The organism is Bacillus cereus group sp. BfR-BA-01492, from assembly GCF_022662815.1.
Classification (GTDB): domain Bacteria; phylum Bacillota; class Bacilli; order Bacillales; family Bacillaceae_G; genus Bacillus_A; species Bacillus_A cereus_BD.
In genome coordinates this window covers 111,719-127,968 of the sequence record NZ_JAKUEH010000007.1, presented here as the reverse complement: position 1 = coordinate 127,968, position 16,250 = coordinate 111,719, and the positions used below count along the sequence as shown (strand labels likewise).

Genomic DNA, 16,250 nt, shown 5'->3' with positions numbered 1-16,250 from the left:
CTCTATATTAATATTGAACATAACAGAATAAGAGAACTTCTTTTGAAATTCTCTTACTGACCTTTAGTTATTTTCGCATGCGTTTTAAAGAAAACGGGGAAATGTACATTATATATAACTGTGACTACGCGTATGATGAATGTTACGAGTAAACAAACATAGAAAGCTAATACGTGTGCACCTAGCCCATATGTAATCAGGAAGCTAATTGCACCGAGAATGGAAGCAATGGCGTAAATTTCTTTGCGAAATACATAAGGGATATCTTGCGCACAAATATCACGCATAATTCCTCCGCCAATACCTGTAATCACACCCATTGACACAACTAAAAAGGAAGCATCAACATGATGTAACATTGCCGCATTAGCGCCGATTGCAGTGAAAACGCCTAAGCCAACCGCATCAGAAAGCATAATCACAACTTGTAATTTGTTAATACGCTCGAAAAACATACAAGTAAAGAGTGCAGATAATACACTAACAAAAAAGTAAATTGGTTTTATAAATGCAACGGGAGGTAGGTTACCAATCAAAATATCACGGATAATTCCGCCACCAAGTGCAGTAGCTACAGCTAAACAAAGGACACCAAAAAAATCTAGATCTTTCTTTAAACCAACTAATGTACCAGAAATAGCAGCGGCAATAATACCAAGAAACGTAAAGATATCGATTAATAACATGGCTCTAATCCCTTCCTCCTAAAGATGTTCCAGAGAAAAAATATACACTAAAGTTATCGAAATAACAATTACTTTTCGTTACATGTCAAAAAACGTATGAAATACATAAAGAAAGCGTTTGAAAATGTCATAAAAAGAGGATAAATCTTGGAAGGGGAATGGATGGATAGTTGAAGGTAATATGACATAAAATGAATAGTTTTATAGGTATTTTAAGTAGATGTATTTCAAAAAATATAAATAAATAGATTTTGCATAGAACTTATTTTATATTATAGTTAAAAATGGAAATTAGTAGTATATCGATAGTATTTATTGTTATTACAAGAAGAAGGAAGGAGGTTTTTTATCCTAATGGAGAGAAGCAGGGACTGGAGCTAGGATAAAAATATTTCTCAATTTAAATATGAGTTATGTTATAATTGCTAGGTATATTTAAATGGAATAAATAACGTCTACATGATAATGTAATGATTTTTTATGGAGGTCTAAGAATGTTGACAAATCAAACTAGGATTAGGTTTGAGCAATTTTTGCTCTTTTTTATTATTTTACAACCTGTTTTAGATTTATTAACTTCGCTTAGTATTATCGTATTAAAAATAAATACAACATTCGGGGTAATGGCAAGATTTCTTGTTATGGCTGTTTGTGGTATTTATATTTTATTGCAGGCAAAAGAAAAAGAGAATAGGAAGTTTTTGATTTATCTAGTAGTACTAGGTTTAGTATTATGCCTAGGTTTTATAAATAATAAGCTAAATAAGAATCCAATTATAATGGGTGAGGAAGTTAAATTCTTCGCAAAAGCATTGTATATATATATTATGCTGTCTTCATACATTTTAGCCTTAAAATCATTGAAGAAAATCACAAATATTGGTGAAAAAGTTAGAAATAATATTACGTATTCTACATTAATTATCAATATTGTTATGGTTGTTTCTATTGCAACATCTACAGACTTTGGTAGTTATCAATGGATGAAAGTTGGCTCTCGTGGATGGTTTTATGCTGGAAATGAGTTAGGATCTATTTTGGCTATCATCTTCCCGATTGTAGTATTATACTCTGTTCAGAAGACAAAAGGGATTACGAGTATTTTATACTGGATTCCGTCTCTATTGATGATTTATTCTTTAATTCAAGTTGGTACAAAAGTAGGTATGGGCTCAATTGGTGCAACATTGGCAGCAGCTATTATCATTCTTCTCCTTCAAGTATTATTTGATAGAAGAAATCCAAACAAAAAGGCATTATTACTTAATAGTATCATTGCTATTGTTCTATTAGCAGGTGTGATTGGAACGTTTAAGAAGACACCTTTAGCACAAAACATGGGTATTCATAATACCTATTTAGCAGAACAAAATGCGGCACAACAAGAACAAAAGGAAAAAGAAATTAAAGAAAAATTAAAAGAACAGAAACATAACAAGGAAAAAGCAGAAGAAAAAGAGAAAGTTGAAGAAGAAGTTAAAAAGGAACTTCAGAAAGAGCAGCAAAAGGAAAATCAAGAGAACCTCATATTCAGTGGACGTCAAGTATATGCGGAAAGACATCAGCAATTCTTTACAGAAGCCCCAATGTCACAAAAGTTATTAGGAATGGGTTACGCAGGTAATTTTAAATACAACGAACAAAAACAACCAGATCCAAAGTTAATTGAAATGGACTTTCATGATTGGTTTTATGATTTTGGAATCATTGGCTTTTTGTTAATGATGATCCCATTCATTTACTATGGATTCAGAATCTTATTCCGTATGATTACAAGATTTAAAGACATCGTTAATATAAAATATGGAATGCTTGCAACGAGTTTAGCTTTAGCTTTAGGTATTGCATATATTGCGGGACATATTTTGACAGCACCAGGGGTTGGAATTTACTTTATAGTGGTGTTAGCTTACCTCATTGTAGATTTAGAAATTGAATGATAAAAATAAAAGCTAACTTTTGTTAGCTTTTATTTTTTAGTACAGTAAAATAAAAGGTAGATGGAAATGTGGCGAGGATTTAAAGGAGGAAAAAAGAATGAGGATATTGCATATGAATGCAGGAGCAGAAGACGGGGGAGGAAAGACACATATTATTTCACTTCTCGATCAGTTCCCAACCGATGAAGTAGAACTGGCAGTATTTGAAGACGGAATTGTTGCGAGGGAAGCAAGGGAGCTAGGGATCAAAGTTCATGTGTTCTCACAGAAATCTCGCTACGATTTATCTATTTTAAAAAATATAAGTAGATTCATTAATGAGGAACAATTTGATGTTGTCCATACACACGGTCCTAGAGCAAACTTTTACGTTTCTCTTATGAAAAAAAGGATTGCTGCAAAATGGGTGACAACAATTCATAGTGATCCGTTTCAAGACTTTACAAAGCAAGGTTTAAAAGGATGGATTTTTACGAAATTAAACTTAAAGGCTTTAAAAGATATAGATTTATTCTTTGTTGTAACAAATCGCTTGAAAAAGAGTTTGGAACAATTGGGGATTTCTAGTGAAAAGATGCGTGTTATTTATAATGGAATTGAATATGATAAGGAAAAAGCGCAAGGTTACGATAAGAAAGAAAAGTTTCATATTGAAGAAGATGTGTTTACGGCTATTCAAGTTGCGCGGCTCCATCCAGTTAAAGGACATGAAGTATTATTTGATGCATTAAATCAGACTTCATTGTCTAAAATTAAGGTGTTATTAGTAGGCGATGGTCCATTAGAGGAAGACTTAAAGGCTTTAGCGAAAGAAAAAGGAATTGAAGATAAGGTCCAATTTTTAGGACATCGTCAAGATGTGAAACAGTTATTTGCATCGGCCCATATTAACTTATTAACATCTCACAGTGAAGGGTTTCCGTTAGTTCTATTAGAAGCAGCAAATCAACGTGTACCATCTATTGTAACGAAAGCTGGTGAAATTGAACCGTTAATCGTAGATAACACATATGGATGGGTTGTTCCAGTAGGTGATGGGAAAGCTTTAGCTAATGCTTTAGAACAAGCGTATGAAAAATGGAAAACAGGTGAACTTGCTGTAATGGGAAAACGGATTTACGAGCATGCTGTAGCAAATTTCTCACTGCACAAGTTATATGAAGATACGCAAGAAACATATAAACAATTAATAGCGAAATAACCTTGAATAATAGAGAGGATTGTAATTATGGCAGTACAAACAGTTGATATTTTAGGTGTTCCTTTCTCTACAATGACGATGGAAGAAACTGTACAATATCTTATGAAACAGCTGGAAGTTGGACAAGATCATACATTTCAAGTTGTAACAGCAAATCCTGAAATTGTTATGTGTGCAAAAAAAGATTCAAGTTTCCAAAAAACACTTTTACAAGCAGATGTAATTACCCCAGATGGCATTGGTGTTGTAAAAGCAAGCGCTATGTTAGGGACACCACTTCAAGAACGGGTAGCAGGCTTTGACTTAATGAATCATTTATTCGGAGAACTTTCAAAAGAAAATAAATCTGTATCCGTGTTCTTATTAGGTGCAAAGCCGCATGTTGTGAAAGGGGCTGCAGATCACTTAAAGAAAACATATTCGGCCATAAACATCGTTGGTTTGCAGGATGGATACTTTAAGCCTGAAGAAGAAGAGAATATTGTTTCTCATATTCAAGAAACGAAACCAGATCTATTACTCGTTGCACTTGGGTTCCCAAGACAAGAAAATTTCATTCAAAATAATAAAAATCGCTTACAAGCAAAGATGGCAGTCGGTGTAGGTGGAAGTTTTGATGTTTGGGCTGGTGAGGTAAAGCGTGCACCAAAATGGATTCAAGCTATTCACTTAGAGTGGTTCTATCGTTTATGTAGTAACCCAACTCGTTGGCGCCGTCAGCTTGTGTTGGCAGAGTTTTTAAAAGAAGTAATGCGTTCGAAAAAGTAGCGAAGTCTCGCTGCTTTTTTTTATACATATGAACATGGCAGAGTCAATCACCATCCATTTATGACGTTTATCTACGAAAGTAATGAAAGTATAAGTCTAGGGGAATGATAAAGTGAAACGTTAATGAGTAGGCCCTCTCCATATTCATGAATCAAACCTTTACAGACAACTATACTCTCGCTTACTTCTTTGTTTTCACTTGAATGTTTGAGTGGAGCCTTACTACCGCTAAAATAGCGGGATAAATTTGTTTTACTTATGTATTACACATGTGTAAAATTATGTGTAAAGACACCTGTGTTAGGAGGACTTCTAGTGGGGAAGGTAAAAGAAATTTCAAAGCGAAAGCTTCTCGGAATAGCGGGGCTTGGATGGCTATTTGACGCAATGGATGTCGGAATGCTTTCATTTGTCATTGTAGCTTTACAAAAAGAGTGGGGATTAACAAGCCAGGAGATAGGTTGGATTGGTAGCATAAACTCTATCGGTATGGCAGTAGGAGCCTTTTTATTTGGAATAATGGCAGATAAAAGGGGACGAAAATCGGTCTTTGTTATCACATTATTACTTTTTTCGATCGGTAGTGGTTTGACGGCTTTAACAACAACAATAAGTGCATTTCTTATTTTACGTTTTTTAATTGGTATGGGGCTTGGCGGGGAACTCCCGGTTGCTTCTACACTTGTATCTGAAAGCGTAGAGGCGCATGAACGCGGAAGAATTGTCGTTTTGCTTGAAAGTTTTTGGGCAGGAGGATGGTTAATTGCTGCTCTTATTTCATATTTTGTCATTCCGAAATATGGTTGGGAAGTAGCGATGGTTTTAAGTGCAGTGCCAGCCATCTATGCTCTGTATTTAAGATGGAGGTTGCCAGACTCACCTAAGTTTGAAAAAGTAGAAAAGAGACAATCTGTTATGACCAATATAAAGGCTGTTTGGTCGAAAGAGTATCGGAAAGCTACTGTTATGCTATGGGTTTTATGGTTCTGTGTTGTTTTTTCTTACTACGGTATGTTTCTTTGGCTACCAAGCGTAATGGTATTAAAGGGATTTAGCTTAATAAAAAGTTTTGAATATGTATTGATCATGACGCTAGCACAACTACCTGGATATTTTACAGCCGCTTGGTTTATTGAACGTGTGGGTCGGAAGTTTGTACTGATCACATATTTAATTGGTACAGCTTGTAGTGCTTATATATTTGGTATTGCAGATTCTGTAACTATATTAGTGGTAGCAGGTATGTTTCTATCTTTCTTTAACTTAGGGGCTTGGGGTGCCTTGTATGCATATACGCCTGAGCAATATCCGACAGTGATTCGTGGAACAGGAGCAGGCATGGCTGCTGCATTTGGTCGTATTGGAGGGATTTTAGGTCCACTTGTAGTAGGATATTTAGTTGCTTCGCAAACGTCCCTTTCATTCATTTTTACAATCTTTTGTGCTTCTATTTTAATTGGAGTACTTTCGGTAATCGTACTTGGAAAAGAAACGAAGCAGCAAGAATTAGTATAAGAAAAAAGGAAGTTGGGGTGACTTCCTTTTTTCTATTTTTATGCGGAATAATGGTAAGTAGAAAATAAAGCTTAAAAAAGGGTTTATTTCCAATGAAAGCGAATGTATAAAACAAGACACATGGACAAAACAATTAGGTGGTTGGGCAAATGAAAATTTTATTTATTATGGACGAGGTAGAAAGACGCAATAGATTAATTGAATTATTTACAGAAAATATACGAAATGTAGAATGTCTGGAAGCGATCACTGGAACGGAGTCTTTACATATCGCAAAAAAGCATGCTCCAGATTTCGTTTTTTTAGATACGCAGCTAAGAGACGGAACAGGATTTGAGTTTTCCAACTTGTTGCGAGAGCAAAATTGCAATATAAAATTTGTATTTATAGGGGAGAATGTTGAGGGAGCTGTTATGGCTTTTCGTTTTCGAGCATTTTATTATTTGCTGCGACCATTTCATCAAGATGATGTATTATTTTTAGCGCACAGAATGGAGCAAGAAATTGGAAAGAAAACGAGAAGTTATTTACGAAAGCTGCCAATTGAAAGTCATGAAGGCATTACGTACATTTTTCCCGAGGATATCGTATATGTAAGTAAGAATAAAGAAAATAAAACAGTTTCTATTTATACAACAAATAATCATTATATTTCAACATATACACTTCAAGAGTTAGAAAATAAATTGAGTACATATGATTTCTTACGCGTTCATAAGAGTTATTTAATTAATGTTATATATGTACGGGAACTAAAACCTTATTATAATGGAACGTATAATCTTTATTTGGAAAAGTATGATGAACGGCCGATTCCTGTTAGTCGAAACTATGTAAAACGACTTCGAAATAAAATTGAATTGTAACAAGTTGTGAGAGAATATGAACATGATAACATAAGAATCCTTCATGATAAGGAGGATTCAAATTAAATATTCAGAAAATTTAGTACAATCTCCACTAAGAAGTTATATTGGGGGGATTGTATGTGAAGGCATTCAAATCAATTTTGCTTTGGGGGATAATCTCAGTATTAGGAGCTACCGGATTTGGAGTGATTGCTCTATCACAGGGGGAAACGATTAATGCCATTTGGTTATTAGTTGCTGCAGTTTCAGTATATGCCGTTGCATATCGATTTTATAGTAGATTTATAGCGAGAAAAGTATTTGAACTAGATCATAATCGGCAAACACCTGCTGAGACATTGAATGATGGAAAAGACTATGTACCAACGAATAAATGGGTGCTATTTGGTCACCACTTTGCAGCTATAGCAGGAGCTGGTCCTCTAGTAGGCCCCATTTTAGCAGCACAGATGGGGTATTTACCAGGAACGATTTGGATTATTGTTGGGGTTGTTATTGCAGGAGCAGTACAAGATTTTGTCATTTTGTTTGCTTCAATGAGACGAAATGGAAAGTCGTTAGGGGAAATGATTAAGGATGAGATTGGTCCTATTACAGGGTTAATCGCAATGATTGGGATTTTAGGTATTATGATTATTTTATTAGCTGTATTGGCTTTAGTAGTTGTGAAAGCGCTTATTGGAAGCCCGTGGGGGATGTTTACGATTGCAGCAACAATCCCAATTGCTATTTTAATGGGAGTGTATATGCGCTATATTCGTCCAGGAAGAGTGGGAGAAGGGTCGGTTATTGGAATTATTTTGCTTATTTTAGCCCTTATTGGTGGACAGTATGTAGCTGAAAATCCTACCCTTGCAAGCATGTTCACGTTTAGTGGCGAAACAATTGCTATCATGCTTATTGTATATGGCTTTATCGCATCTGCACTTCCCGTTTGGATGCTGCTTGCACCGCGTGATTATTTAAGTACATTTTTGAAGATTGGTACAATCGTTGGATTGGCAATTGGCATTGTTATTGTTGCACCACAATTACAAATGCCTGCTGTTTCAAAGTTTATTGATGGAACAGGCCCGGTATTTTCAGGGAACTTATTTCCATTTTTGTTTATTACAATTGCTTGTGGTGCGGTATCAGGATTTCATGCTTTAGTTTCTTCAGGTACTACGCCAAAAATGATTGAAAGAGAAGGGCATGCACAACCAATTGGTTATGGGGCAATGTTAATGGAATCATTCGTTGCAGCAATGGCAATGATTGCAGCATGTGTGTTAACACCGGGAACTTATTTTGCGATTAATAGTCCAGCGGCTCTTATCGGTACAGATGTAACCCAGGCTGCACAAGTTATTTCATCATGGGGATTTGCGATTACACCAAATGAGTTAAAAGAACTGGCTACAAATGTAGGAGAACAAACAATATTATCTCGAACAGGTGGTGCACCAACATTAGCAATCGGAATGGCTTATATCTTTTCACAAATATTGGGCGGTACAGCGATGATGGCATTTTGGTATCACTTCGCCATTTTATTTGAAGCACTATTTATTTTAACGACAATTGATGCAGGAACACGCGTAGGCCGTTTTATGATTCAAGATATATTAGGGCATGTATATAAGCCGTTTGCAAGAACAGATTCCACAGTAGCAAATGTGACCGCCACAACATTATGCGTATTAGGATGGGGTTACTTCTTATATCAGGGAGTAGTGGATCCTCTTGGTGGCATTAATACATTATGGCCACTCTTCGGTATTGCTAACCAAATGCTAGCTGGAATTGCTTTATTACTTGGAACAACTATTTTATTCAAAATGGGTAAAAAGCTATACGTTTGGGTAACGCTTATCCCAACAATCGGATTGCTAATTGTAACAATGACAGCTGGTTATCAAAAGCTGTTCCATGAAAATCCTAAAATCGGATTTTTATCGCATGCAAAAGTATTTCAAGGTGCATTGGATGAAGGAAAAATATTAGCACCAGCAAAAAATATCGCACAAATGAAACAAATCATTTTCAACGATTATATTGATGCGGCACTTTGTGGAATTTTCATGTTAGTCGTCATAGCAGTTCTAATTTCTGCAATTCGTATATGGATTCGTGTGTTGCAAAACAAAGCTACACCATTAAAAGAAGCACCATATATTCCAAGAGATGAAAGTGAGTCGAGAAATTATGCTTAAAAAATTAGGAAACATATGGGGAGCAAGAAAACAATTCATTAGCTTGCTTGTTGGAGTTCCAAGTTATGAAACATATGTCACTCATATGAAAGAAAATCATCCTGGAGATCCCATTTTATGCCGAAAACAATTTTTTGCAGAGGCACAAGAAGCAAGATTTAATGCAAAAGGCGGAAAAGTATCAAGATGTTGTTAAAAAGAAGAGCGGGGTTTGAAGTGGCCCCTAAAAGTTAGACACGGTTATTTCATTAGGCAGCTTGATAAAAGTGAGTCCGGTATTGTACCGGGCTCATTTTTAATTTTGCCTTTATCCGTTTCTTATTATAATAATCTATATATTTTTCTAATTCTATTTTAAATTCCTCTACACTTTCAAACTCTTTTATGTAGAGGAATTCTGACTTCATGATCCCGAAGAAATTCTCCATGACTGCGTTGTCATAACAGTTTCCTTTTTGGGACATACTCTGCACAATACCTCTTGATTCAAGTGTCCGGACATATTGTTTCATTTGATAATGCCACCCTTGATCGGAATGCATCAATAGTTGGTGGTTTTCAGGTAATCGTTCTAATGCTGTCTCTAACATTTCTGAAACAAGTGAATACGTCGGTCTAGAGCCAATTGTATAGGTAATAATCTCACCATTATACAAATCTAATACAGGTGATACATACAGTTTCTCTCCAAATAATTTAAACTCTGTGATGTCCGTTACCCATTTTTGATTTGGTGCATCTGCATGAAAACTGCGCGCTAAAATATTGGGTGCAGTTTTACCGACTTTCCCCTTATAAGACTTATATTTTTTCATACGCACAACACACTTTAATCCAAGCTCTTTCATAATACGTTGAACCTTCTTGTGATTCACTTTCTGACCACGATTCGTTAACTCATCACGAATGCGACGGTAGCCATAACGACCTTCATTTTCTTTACTAAATCATAATACGTGCTTCAAGTGCTTCGACTGACCCTTCAGCTAAAGCTTGTTTGAATTGTTTATTTGAATCTTTTTTCATGGATGGACGCCCCTTTTTCTTAGATTGAAGGGCATTAATTCCTTGTGTTTCGAGTTGTTTTTTCCAAACAGAAATCGTTGAAGGGGCAGGAATGTTGAAGATAGCTGCCGTCTCAAATAAGGACATACCGTTTTCAATCATAAAGTTTCGTACGTCTAGTTTAAATTGTTGCGTGTAATTTGTATACCGTTTTAGAAAAGCTTCCACACCATTTTGTTTATATTGGTTTACCCAATTCAAAATTACGGTGTCTCTTATACCAATCGCTTTACCAATTTCTCGGTAACTTTCATTTCCGTTCAAATAACGTAGAACGATGTGTATTTTTTCATCAGCTGTAAATTTAACCATAGAAAAACTGCACCCCAATTGTTAGACTGTGTCTAACAATTGGGGTGCAGTTCAGGTTTCGCTCTTTTTTTCGGTTTACGTTTCACGTGGAACAGAAAAAAATAAAGCTACCGTTTGATAGCTTTATTTTTGCGTCGTTATACAAGTTCTTTTCCGGCAAATTTACGATATGCACCGTGATGTGTTGGGCCTACATATTCGTTGATTTTAAACGAATGACGAATCGCCGCAGTAATAAATTCCTTCGCAACTTTTACAGCTTCTTTTACAGATTTACCTTTTGCAAGTTCAGCTGTAATGGCTGCTGAGTATGTGCAACCTGCACCATGTGTATTTGTTGTATCAATTTTTTCTGATTCTAAAAGTTCAAATGTTTCACCATCATATAATACATCAATTGCTGTTTCTGTACCTAATTTGCTACCACCTTTAATCAGTACATATTTTGCACCTAAAGCATGAATTTTTTTCGCTGCTTCTTTCATGTCTGCAAGAGAAGTAATTTTTACACCGCTTAATTGATATGCTTCAAATAAATTTGGTGTTACAATTAATGCTTTTGGTACAAGAACATCACGTAAGCAGTCATTTGTTTCAGGATGTAAAGCTTCGTCTGCTCCTTTACAAACCATAACTGGATCTACGACAACGTTTTTTAGATTATGTTTTTCGATTGTTTCAGCAACCATTTCGATAATCTCTACTGATCCAAGCATACCTGTTTTTAATGCATCTACACCGACACCTTCAATTGTTGTTTCTAATTGTGGTTTTAATGTAGAAACAGGGATAGGAAATACGTTATGTGCCCAGCCATTGTGTGGATCCATTGTTACGATTGTTGTAAGAGATGTCATTCCGTATACACCAAGTTCTTGGAATGTTTTTAAATCCGCTTGCATTCCGGCACCACCGCTTGTGTCAGAACCAGCAATTGTAAGTGCTTTATTTAATGTCATTGTAAAAGCCCCCTCAGGTGATATAATGATAACTGCATTTTTAATCATTATATCAATGTTGTGAATAAGTACAAAGTAAAAAAGTGGATTGTTCCCTTGAAAGGATATCTATTTTTTATTATAAACTGGAAATTTATGTTCATTTAAATAAAAAGTTACTTTTTATATATGTAGCAGAATAAAAATGTTGATGGTATCTACAGATTCAGTACCAACAAAAACGATTACAGGCATTTTTGGATTCGTAACGGGAAGTGTTGTTCAATAAAGATTTAAATTCAATTGTTGATGAAGAACTAGTAGAAATACTAGAGGATTTCTAAGAGAATGGTAAAAGGACGTTTGGAGAAAGAGGCAAAGATTAGGGGCCAATGCTATTGTTGGCCTGCGCTTTGAGATGACCGCTGGGCAAGGGTTGACAGAGTGAATCGGTTATGGCACAGCTGTGATGATAAAGTAGTTACTAAGAGATACTTGTTTGTTATTGTTATATAGGATATGAAAAACAGTATAGTTATATAATTTTAATTTTTTGAAAAGAAAAATAAACAGTTAATATATTATTTTGTAAAGATTCAGTAAATAAATTGACATTAGAAAATAATTGCTATAAAATCATTGGTAATTGCATAGTCTTATCAAGAAAAGGTGGAGGGACAGGCCCTATGAAGCCTTGGCAACAGCCGAATATCGGAATTGTGCCAAATCCTGCAGGTAATAAATCCTGAGAGATAAGAAGGAATTTTAGAGCGTGTTTTTAAACTGCTTCTTTCTCATTCAGGAAAGAAGCAGTTTTTTTATTTGTTTTATATAAGAAGGGAGTATGAGAAATGAGCGAATCATGGGGAAAAGGAACAATCTGTGTGCAAGGGGGATATACACCAAAGAATGGGGAGCCGCGCGTTCTACCACTTTATCAAAGTACAACATATAAATACGACACATCAGATGATTTGGCGGCGCTTTTTAATTTAGAAGCAGAAGGGTATATCTATACACGTATTGGGAATCCGACAATTGCAGCATTTGAGCAGAAGTTAGCGGAACTAGAGGGTGGTGTAGGCGCTGTTGCAACAGCTTCTGGCCAGGCTGCTATTATGCTTGCTATTTTAAATATTTGTAGCAGTGGTGACCATTTACTTTGTTCTTCAACCGTTTATGGAGGGACTTTTAACTTGTTTGGAGTTAGTTTGCGTAAGCTTGGGATTGATGTTACATTCTTTAATCCGAACTTATCCGCTAATGAAATTGTGGCGCTTTCCAATGATAAAACAAAGCTTATTTATGCAGAATCACTTGGAAATCCAGCTATGAACGTTTTGAACTTCAAGGAATTTTCTCGTGCTGCAACAGAACTAGACGTACCGTTTATTGTTGATAACACATTAGCAACGCCATATTTATGTCAGGCGTTTGAGCATGGAGCAAATATTGTGGTCCATTCTACAACAAAGTATATTGATGGGCATGCAAGCTCATTAGGTGGCGTTGTAATTGATGGAGGGAATTTTGATTGGACGAATGGAAAATATCCCGAACTTGTAGAACCTGATCCAAGTTATCACGGTGTAAGTTATGTGCTGGATTTTGGGGAAGCGGCATATATTGTGAAAGCGCGTGTTCAATTATTAAGGGACTATGGAAATTGTATGAGCCCATTTAATGCATATATTAGCAATATTGGTTTAGAAACGTTGCATTTGAGAATGGAACGTCATAGTGAAAATGCTCTTGCAATTGCAAAGTGGCTTTCTAAGCATGAGCGTATTGAGTGGGTCAATTATCCAGGATTAGAGAGTAACGAAAACTATCCATTGGCGCAAAAATACTTATCAAAAGGTGCAAGTGGAGTTTTAACGTTTGGAATTAAAGGCGGACTAGAAGCGGCGAAAGAATTTATCGCAAATGTGAAATTGGCAACGCTTGTAACACATGTCGCAGATGCAAGAACTTGTGTTATTCACCCTGCTAGTACAACACATAGGCAGTTAACGGAAGAAGATCAACGTTTAGCCGGTGTTACGTCAGATTTAATTCGTTTATCAGTTGGTATAGAAGATGTTTCTGATATTATTGCTGATTTGGATGCAGCTTTAATTGGGGGCAAAACACATGCCAATCATAATTGACAAGGATTTACCAGCTCGTAAAGTATTGCAAGAAGAAAATATTTTTGCCATGACAAAGGAGCGAGCAGAAACACAAGATATTAGAGCTTTAAAAATTGCAATTTTGAACTTAATGCCCAAAAAGCAAGAAACCGAGGCGCAATTACTTAGATTACTCGGTAATACGCCCCTTCAATTGGATGTGCATTTACTTCATATGGAATCGCATATCTCTCGCAATGTAGCGCAAGATCATTTAACAAGTTTTTATAAGACATTTCGCGATATTGAAAAAGAGAGATTTGATGGGCTTATTATTACAGGAGCTCCGATTGAAACTCTTCCATTTGAAGATGTGGATTATTGGGAAGAGCTCAAGAAAATAATGGACTATTCGAAAACGAATGTAACGTCTACATTGCACATTTGTTGGGGAGCACAAGCTGGATTGTACTATCATTATGGGATTCCTAAATATCCGCTTGAAGAAAAAATGTTCGGTGTGTTTGAACATGAAGTACTTGAGCAACATGTGAAATTGTTACAAGGATTTGATGAGCTCTTTTTTGCACCGCATTCTCGTCATACAGAAGTACATGCAAAAGACATAGAAAAGGTAGAAGACTTGAAATTGCTTGCAACTTCAGAAGAAGCTGGTGTCCATCTTGTTATCGGGCAAAATGGAAAACATATTTTCGTTCTTGGGCATAGTGAATATAGCTGTGATACATTAAAACGAGAATATGAACGGGATATACAAAGAGGATTGGATATAGCAGTTCCAAAAAACTATTTCAAGTATAATAATCCAGATGAAAAACCACTTGTTAGATGGCGAAGTCATGGGAATTTACTATTTTCGAATTGGCTTAATTATTATGTATATCAAGAAACCCCTTATATTTTGTAAAGGATGCTATAACATGTGGTGGCGTTTTCTTTGCATAGACCAATTTCTATTTTTGTAATGTTCAAAATACATTGTTTTTCAGAATTTTAAATTATATAATGGCATCTAAATACATTTTTTTAGAGGGGTGGACAGTGTTATGAATGAGATTCAGGTAGGGTTATTAGGACTTGGAACAGTCGGAAGCGGTGTGGTTCGTATTATCGAGAACCATCAGGATCGATTAATGCACCAAGTAGGTTGCCCAGTGAAAGTAGCAAAAGTACTCGTGCAAAATATAGATAAAGAACGTGAGATCCAAGTATCCCCTAATTTATTAACGAAACGTGCAAATGAAATTATAGATGATCCGAATATTGATGTTGTTATTGAAGTAATGGGCGGGATAGAAGAAGCAAAAGCTTATATTTTGCAAGCTTTAAAGAATGGAAAACATGTTGTGACTGCCAATAAAGATTTAATGGCCTTACATGGGGCAGAACTTTTAACAGTGGCAAAAGAAAACAGCGCTGATTTATTTTATGAGGCAAGTGTTGCAGGTGGTATCCCTATTTTACGAAGCATTGTAGAGGGGCTTTCCTCAGATTTGATTACAAAAGTAATGGGGATCGTGAATGGCACAACAAACTTTATTTTGACAAAAATGACTGACGAAGGGAGAGCGTATGACGACGTGTTAAGAGAAGCGCAGCAGCTTGGATTTGCTGAAGCGGATCCAACATCAGACGTAGAAGGTTTAGATGCGGCAAGAAAGATGACGATTTTAGCGACTCTTGGTTTCTCTACCAATGTAGAACTTGGGGATGTGAAAGTGAAGGGGATTACTTCTATTACGGAAGAAGATATTGCATATAGTAAAAGTTTAGGCTATACAATCAAGTTAATCGGACTTGCAAAGCGTGATGGCGACAGGCTAGAAGTAACAGTTGAGCCAACTTTGCTTTCCAATACACATCCTCTAGCAGCTGTTCAAAATGAATATAATGCTGTATATGTATACGGGGAGGCAGTAGGGGAGACGATGTTTTACGGACCTGGTGCTGGAAGTTTACCAACAGCAACGGCGGTTGTTTCTGACCTCGTTGCCGTTATGCAAAATATTCGCCTTGGTGTAACGGGTAATAGTGCAGTTTCTCCACAGTATGAGAAAGTATTAAAAGAGCCTCATGAAATTTTTGTGAAAAAGTTTTTACGATTGCATGTAAAAGATGAAATTGGTGTATTTGCAAAAATTACATCGCTATTCTCTGAACGAGGTGTAAGCTTTGAAAAAATTATTCAAATGCCACTTCAGGAGAAAGGAAAAGCTGAAATTGTTATCGTTACTCATCGCGCATCTCTGGCAGACTACGAATATATTTTACATACACTGGGATCATATGAGGAAGTAGATTGTGTGAAAGCAAACTATCGAATCGAAGGGGATGCGAAGTAATATGGAAAGGCTAGGGGCTGATTTGAAAGATTTGAGTATTGCAATTGATACAAAACAGCTGAATCCAGTTGCCAAATAATGAGAAGGTTGTGTCTGATTATATTCGGGAAGTTGTTTTACAATAAAGTAGAAAAGGCCTATTGAGTTTTTCATAACTCAATAGGCTTTATTTATGCGGAAAAGTTCGGTCACAATGAAGAGAGTGAGAAACAACATAATGGGCAAAATCGCTTTTCAAATTGTGGTTTGGTATAATTAGGAACAATCTAAGAGAACGAAAAGGAGTT

At 36.0% G+C, this 16,250-nt stretch carries 12 protein-coding genes, 2 pseudogenes and 1 riboswitch; of the genes and pseudogenes, 11 read left to right on the top strand and 3 right to left on the bottom strand.

What is annotated here, in order from left to right:
- Positions 1 to 53: 53 nt before the first annotated feature.
- On the bottom strand, positions 54 to 686 hold the full coding sequence (locus MR063_RS11175) for a trimeric intracellular cation channel family protein (RefSeq protein ID WP_242197688.1): 633 nt from the start codon (positions 684 to 686) through the stop codon (positions 54 to 56).
- A 494-nt stretch (positions 687 to 1,180) separates the two neighbouring features.
- On the opposite strand from MR063_RS11175, the gene MR063_RS11170 reads away from it, so the two are divergent.
- From MR063_RS11170 to MR063_RS11140, 7 genes are all read left to right on the top strand, one after another.
- A complete protein-coding gene (locus MR063_RS11170) occupies positions 1,181 to 2,626 on the top strand; it encodes an O-antigen ligase family protein (protein ID WP_242197685.1) in 1,446 nt (481 codons plus the stop codon).
- 97 nt (positions 2,627 to 2,723) lie between these two features.
- Positions 2,724 to 3,827 (top strand): glycosyltransferase, encoded by a 1,104-nt coding sequence (locus MR063_RS11165; RefSeq protein WP_242197682.1) that lies wholly within the window; start codon positions 2,724 to 2,726, stop codon positions 3,825 to 3,827.
- Between the two features lie 27 nt (positions 3,828 to 3,854).
- Positions 3,855 to 4,595, top strand: coding sequence for a WecB/TagA/CpsF family glycosyltransferase (locus MR063_RS11160; protein WP_242197679.1), 741 nt, complete (start codon positions 3,855 to 3,857; stop codon positions 4,593 to 4,595).
- Positions 4,596 to 4,910: 315 nt separating this feature from the next.
- Positions 4,911 to 6,110: an MFS transporter gene (locus MR063_RS11155; RefSeq protein ID WP_242197675.1), complete on the top strand. Its 1,200-nt coding sequence runs from the start codon at positions 4,911 to 4,913 to the stop codon at positions 6,108 to 6,110.
- A 149-nt stretch (positions 6,111 to 6,259) separates the two neighbouring features.
- Complete coding sequence (locus tag MR063_RS11150; RefSeq protein ID WP_242197672.1) at positions 6,260 to 6,976, top strand: LytR/AlgR family response regulator transcription factor; 717 nt, start codon at positions 6,260 to 6,262, stop codon at positions 6,974 to 6,976.
- 122 nt (positions 6,977 to 7,098) lie between these two features.
- Positions 7,099 to 9,174 (top strand): carbon starvation CstA family protein, encoded by a 2,076-nt coding sequence (locus MR063_RS11145; protein ID WP_242197670.1) that lies wholly within the window; start codon positions 7,099 to 7,101, stop codon positions 9,172 to 9,174.
- The gene (locus MR063_RS11140; protein WP_242145186.1) at positions 9,167 to 9,370 is read left to right on the top strand and encodes a YbdD/YjiX family protein; all 204 of its coding nucleotides are present in this window, start codon (positions 9,167 to 9,169) and stop codon (positions 9,368 to 9,370) included. Before MR063_RS11145 ends, MR063_RS11140 begins: the two co-directional genes overlap by 8 nt.
- A 52-nt stretch (positions 9,371 to 9,422) precedes the next feature.
- Here the strand turns inward: MR063_RS11140 and MR063_RS11135 are convergent.
- Positions 9,423 to 10,551, bottom strand: a pseudogene (locus MR063_RS11135) (IS3 family transposase).
- A gap of 137 nt (positions 10,552 to 10,688) precedes the next feature.
- Entirely contained in the window at positions 10,689 to 11,510 is an 822-nt protein-coding gene (pdxK, locus tag MR063_RS11130) for a pyridoxine/pyridoxal/pyridoxamine kinase (protein WP_242197667.1), read from the bottom strand.
- A 184-nt stretch (positions 11,511 to 11,694) separates the two neighbouring features.
- Here pdxK and MR063_RS22140 point away from each other — a divergent pair.
- The 4 genes and pseudogenes from MR063_RS22140 to MR063_RS11115 all read left to right on the top strand — a co-directional run bounded on the left by MR063_RS22140 (position 11,695) and on the right by MR063_RS11115 (position 15,963).
- Positions 11,695 to 11,937: pseudogene (locus MR063_RS22140) on the top strand (heavy metal-binding domain-containing protein).
- A 205-nt stretch (positions 11,938 to 12,142) separates the two neighbouring features.
- A riboswitch (SAM riboswitch) is annotated at positions 12,143 to 12,248 on the top strand.
- Between the two features lie 92 nt (positions 12,249 to 12,340).
- A complete protein-coding gene (locus MR063_RS11125; RefSeq protein WP_242197664.1) occupies positions 12,341 to 13,639 on the top strand; it encodes a bifunctional O-acetylhomoserine aminocarboxypropyltransferase/cysteine synthase in 1,299 nt (432 codons plus the stop codon).
- Positions 13,623 to 14,528 (top strand): homoserine O-acetyltransferase MetA, encoded by a 906-nt coding sequence (gene metA / locus MR063_RS11120; protein ID WP_242197661.1) that lies wholly within the window; start codon positions 13,623 to 13,625, stop codon positions 14,526 to 14,528. Before MR063_RS11125 ends, metA begins: the two co-directional genes overlap by 17 nt.
- A 139-nt stretch (positions 14,529 to 14,667) precedes the next feature.
- Positions 14,668 to 15,963 (top strand): homoserine dehydrogenase, encoded by a 1,296-nt coding sequence (locus tag MR063_RS11115; protein WP_242197658.1) that lies wholly within the window; start codon positions 14,668 to 14,670, stop codon positions 15,961 to 15,963.
- The last annotated feature ends 287 nt before the right edge of the window (positions 15,964 to 16,250 follow it).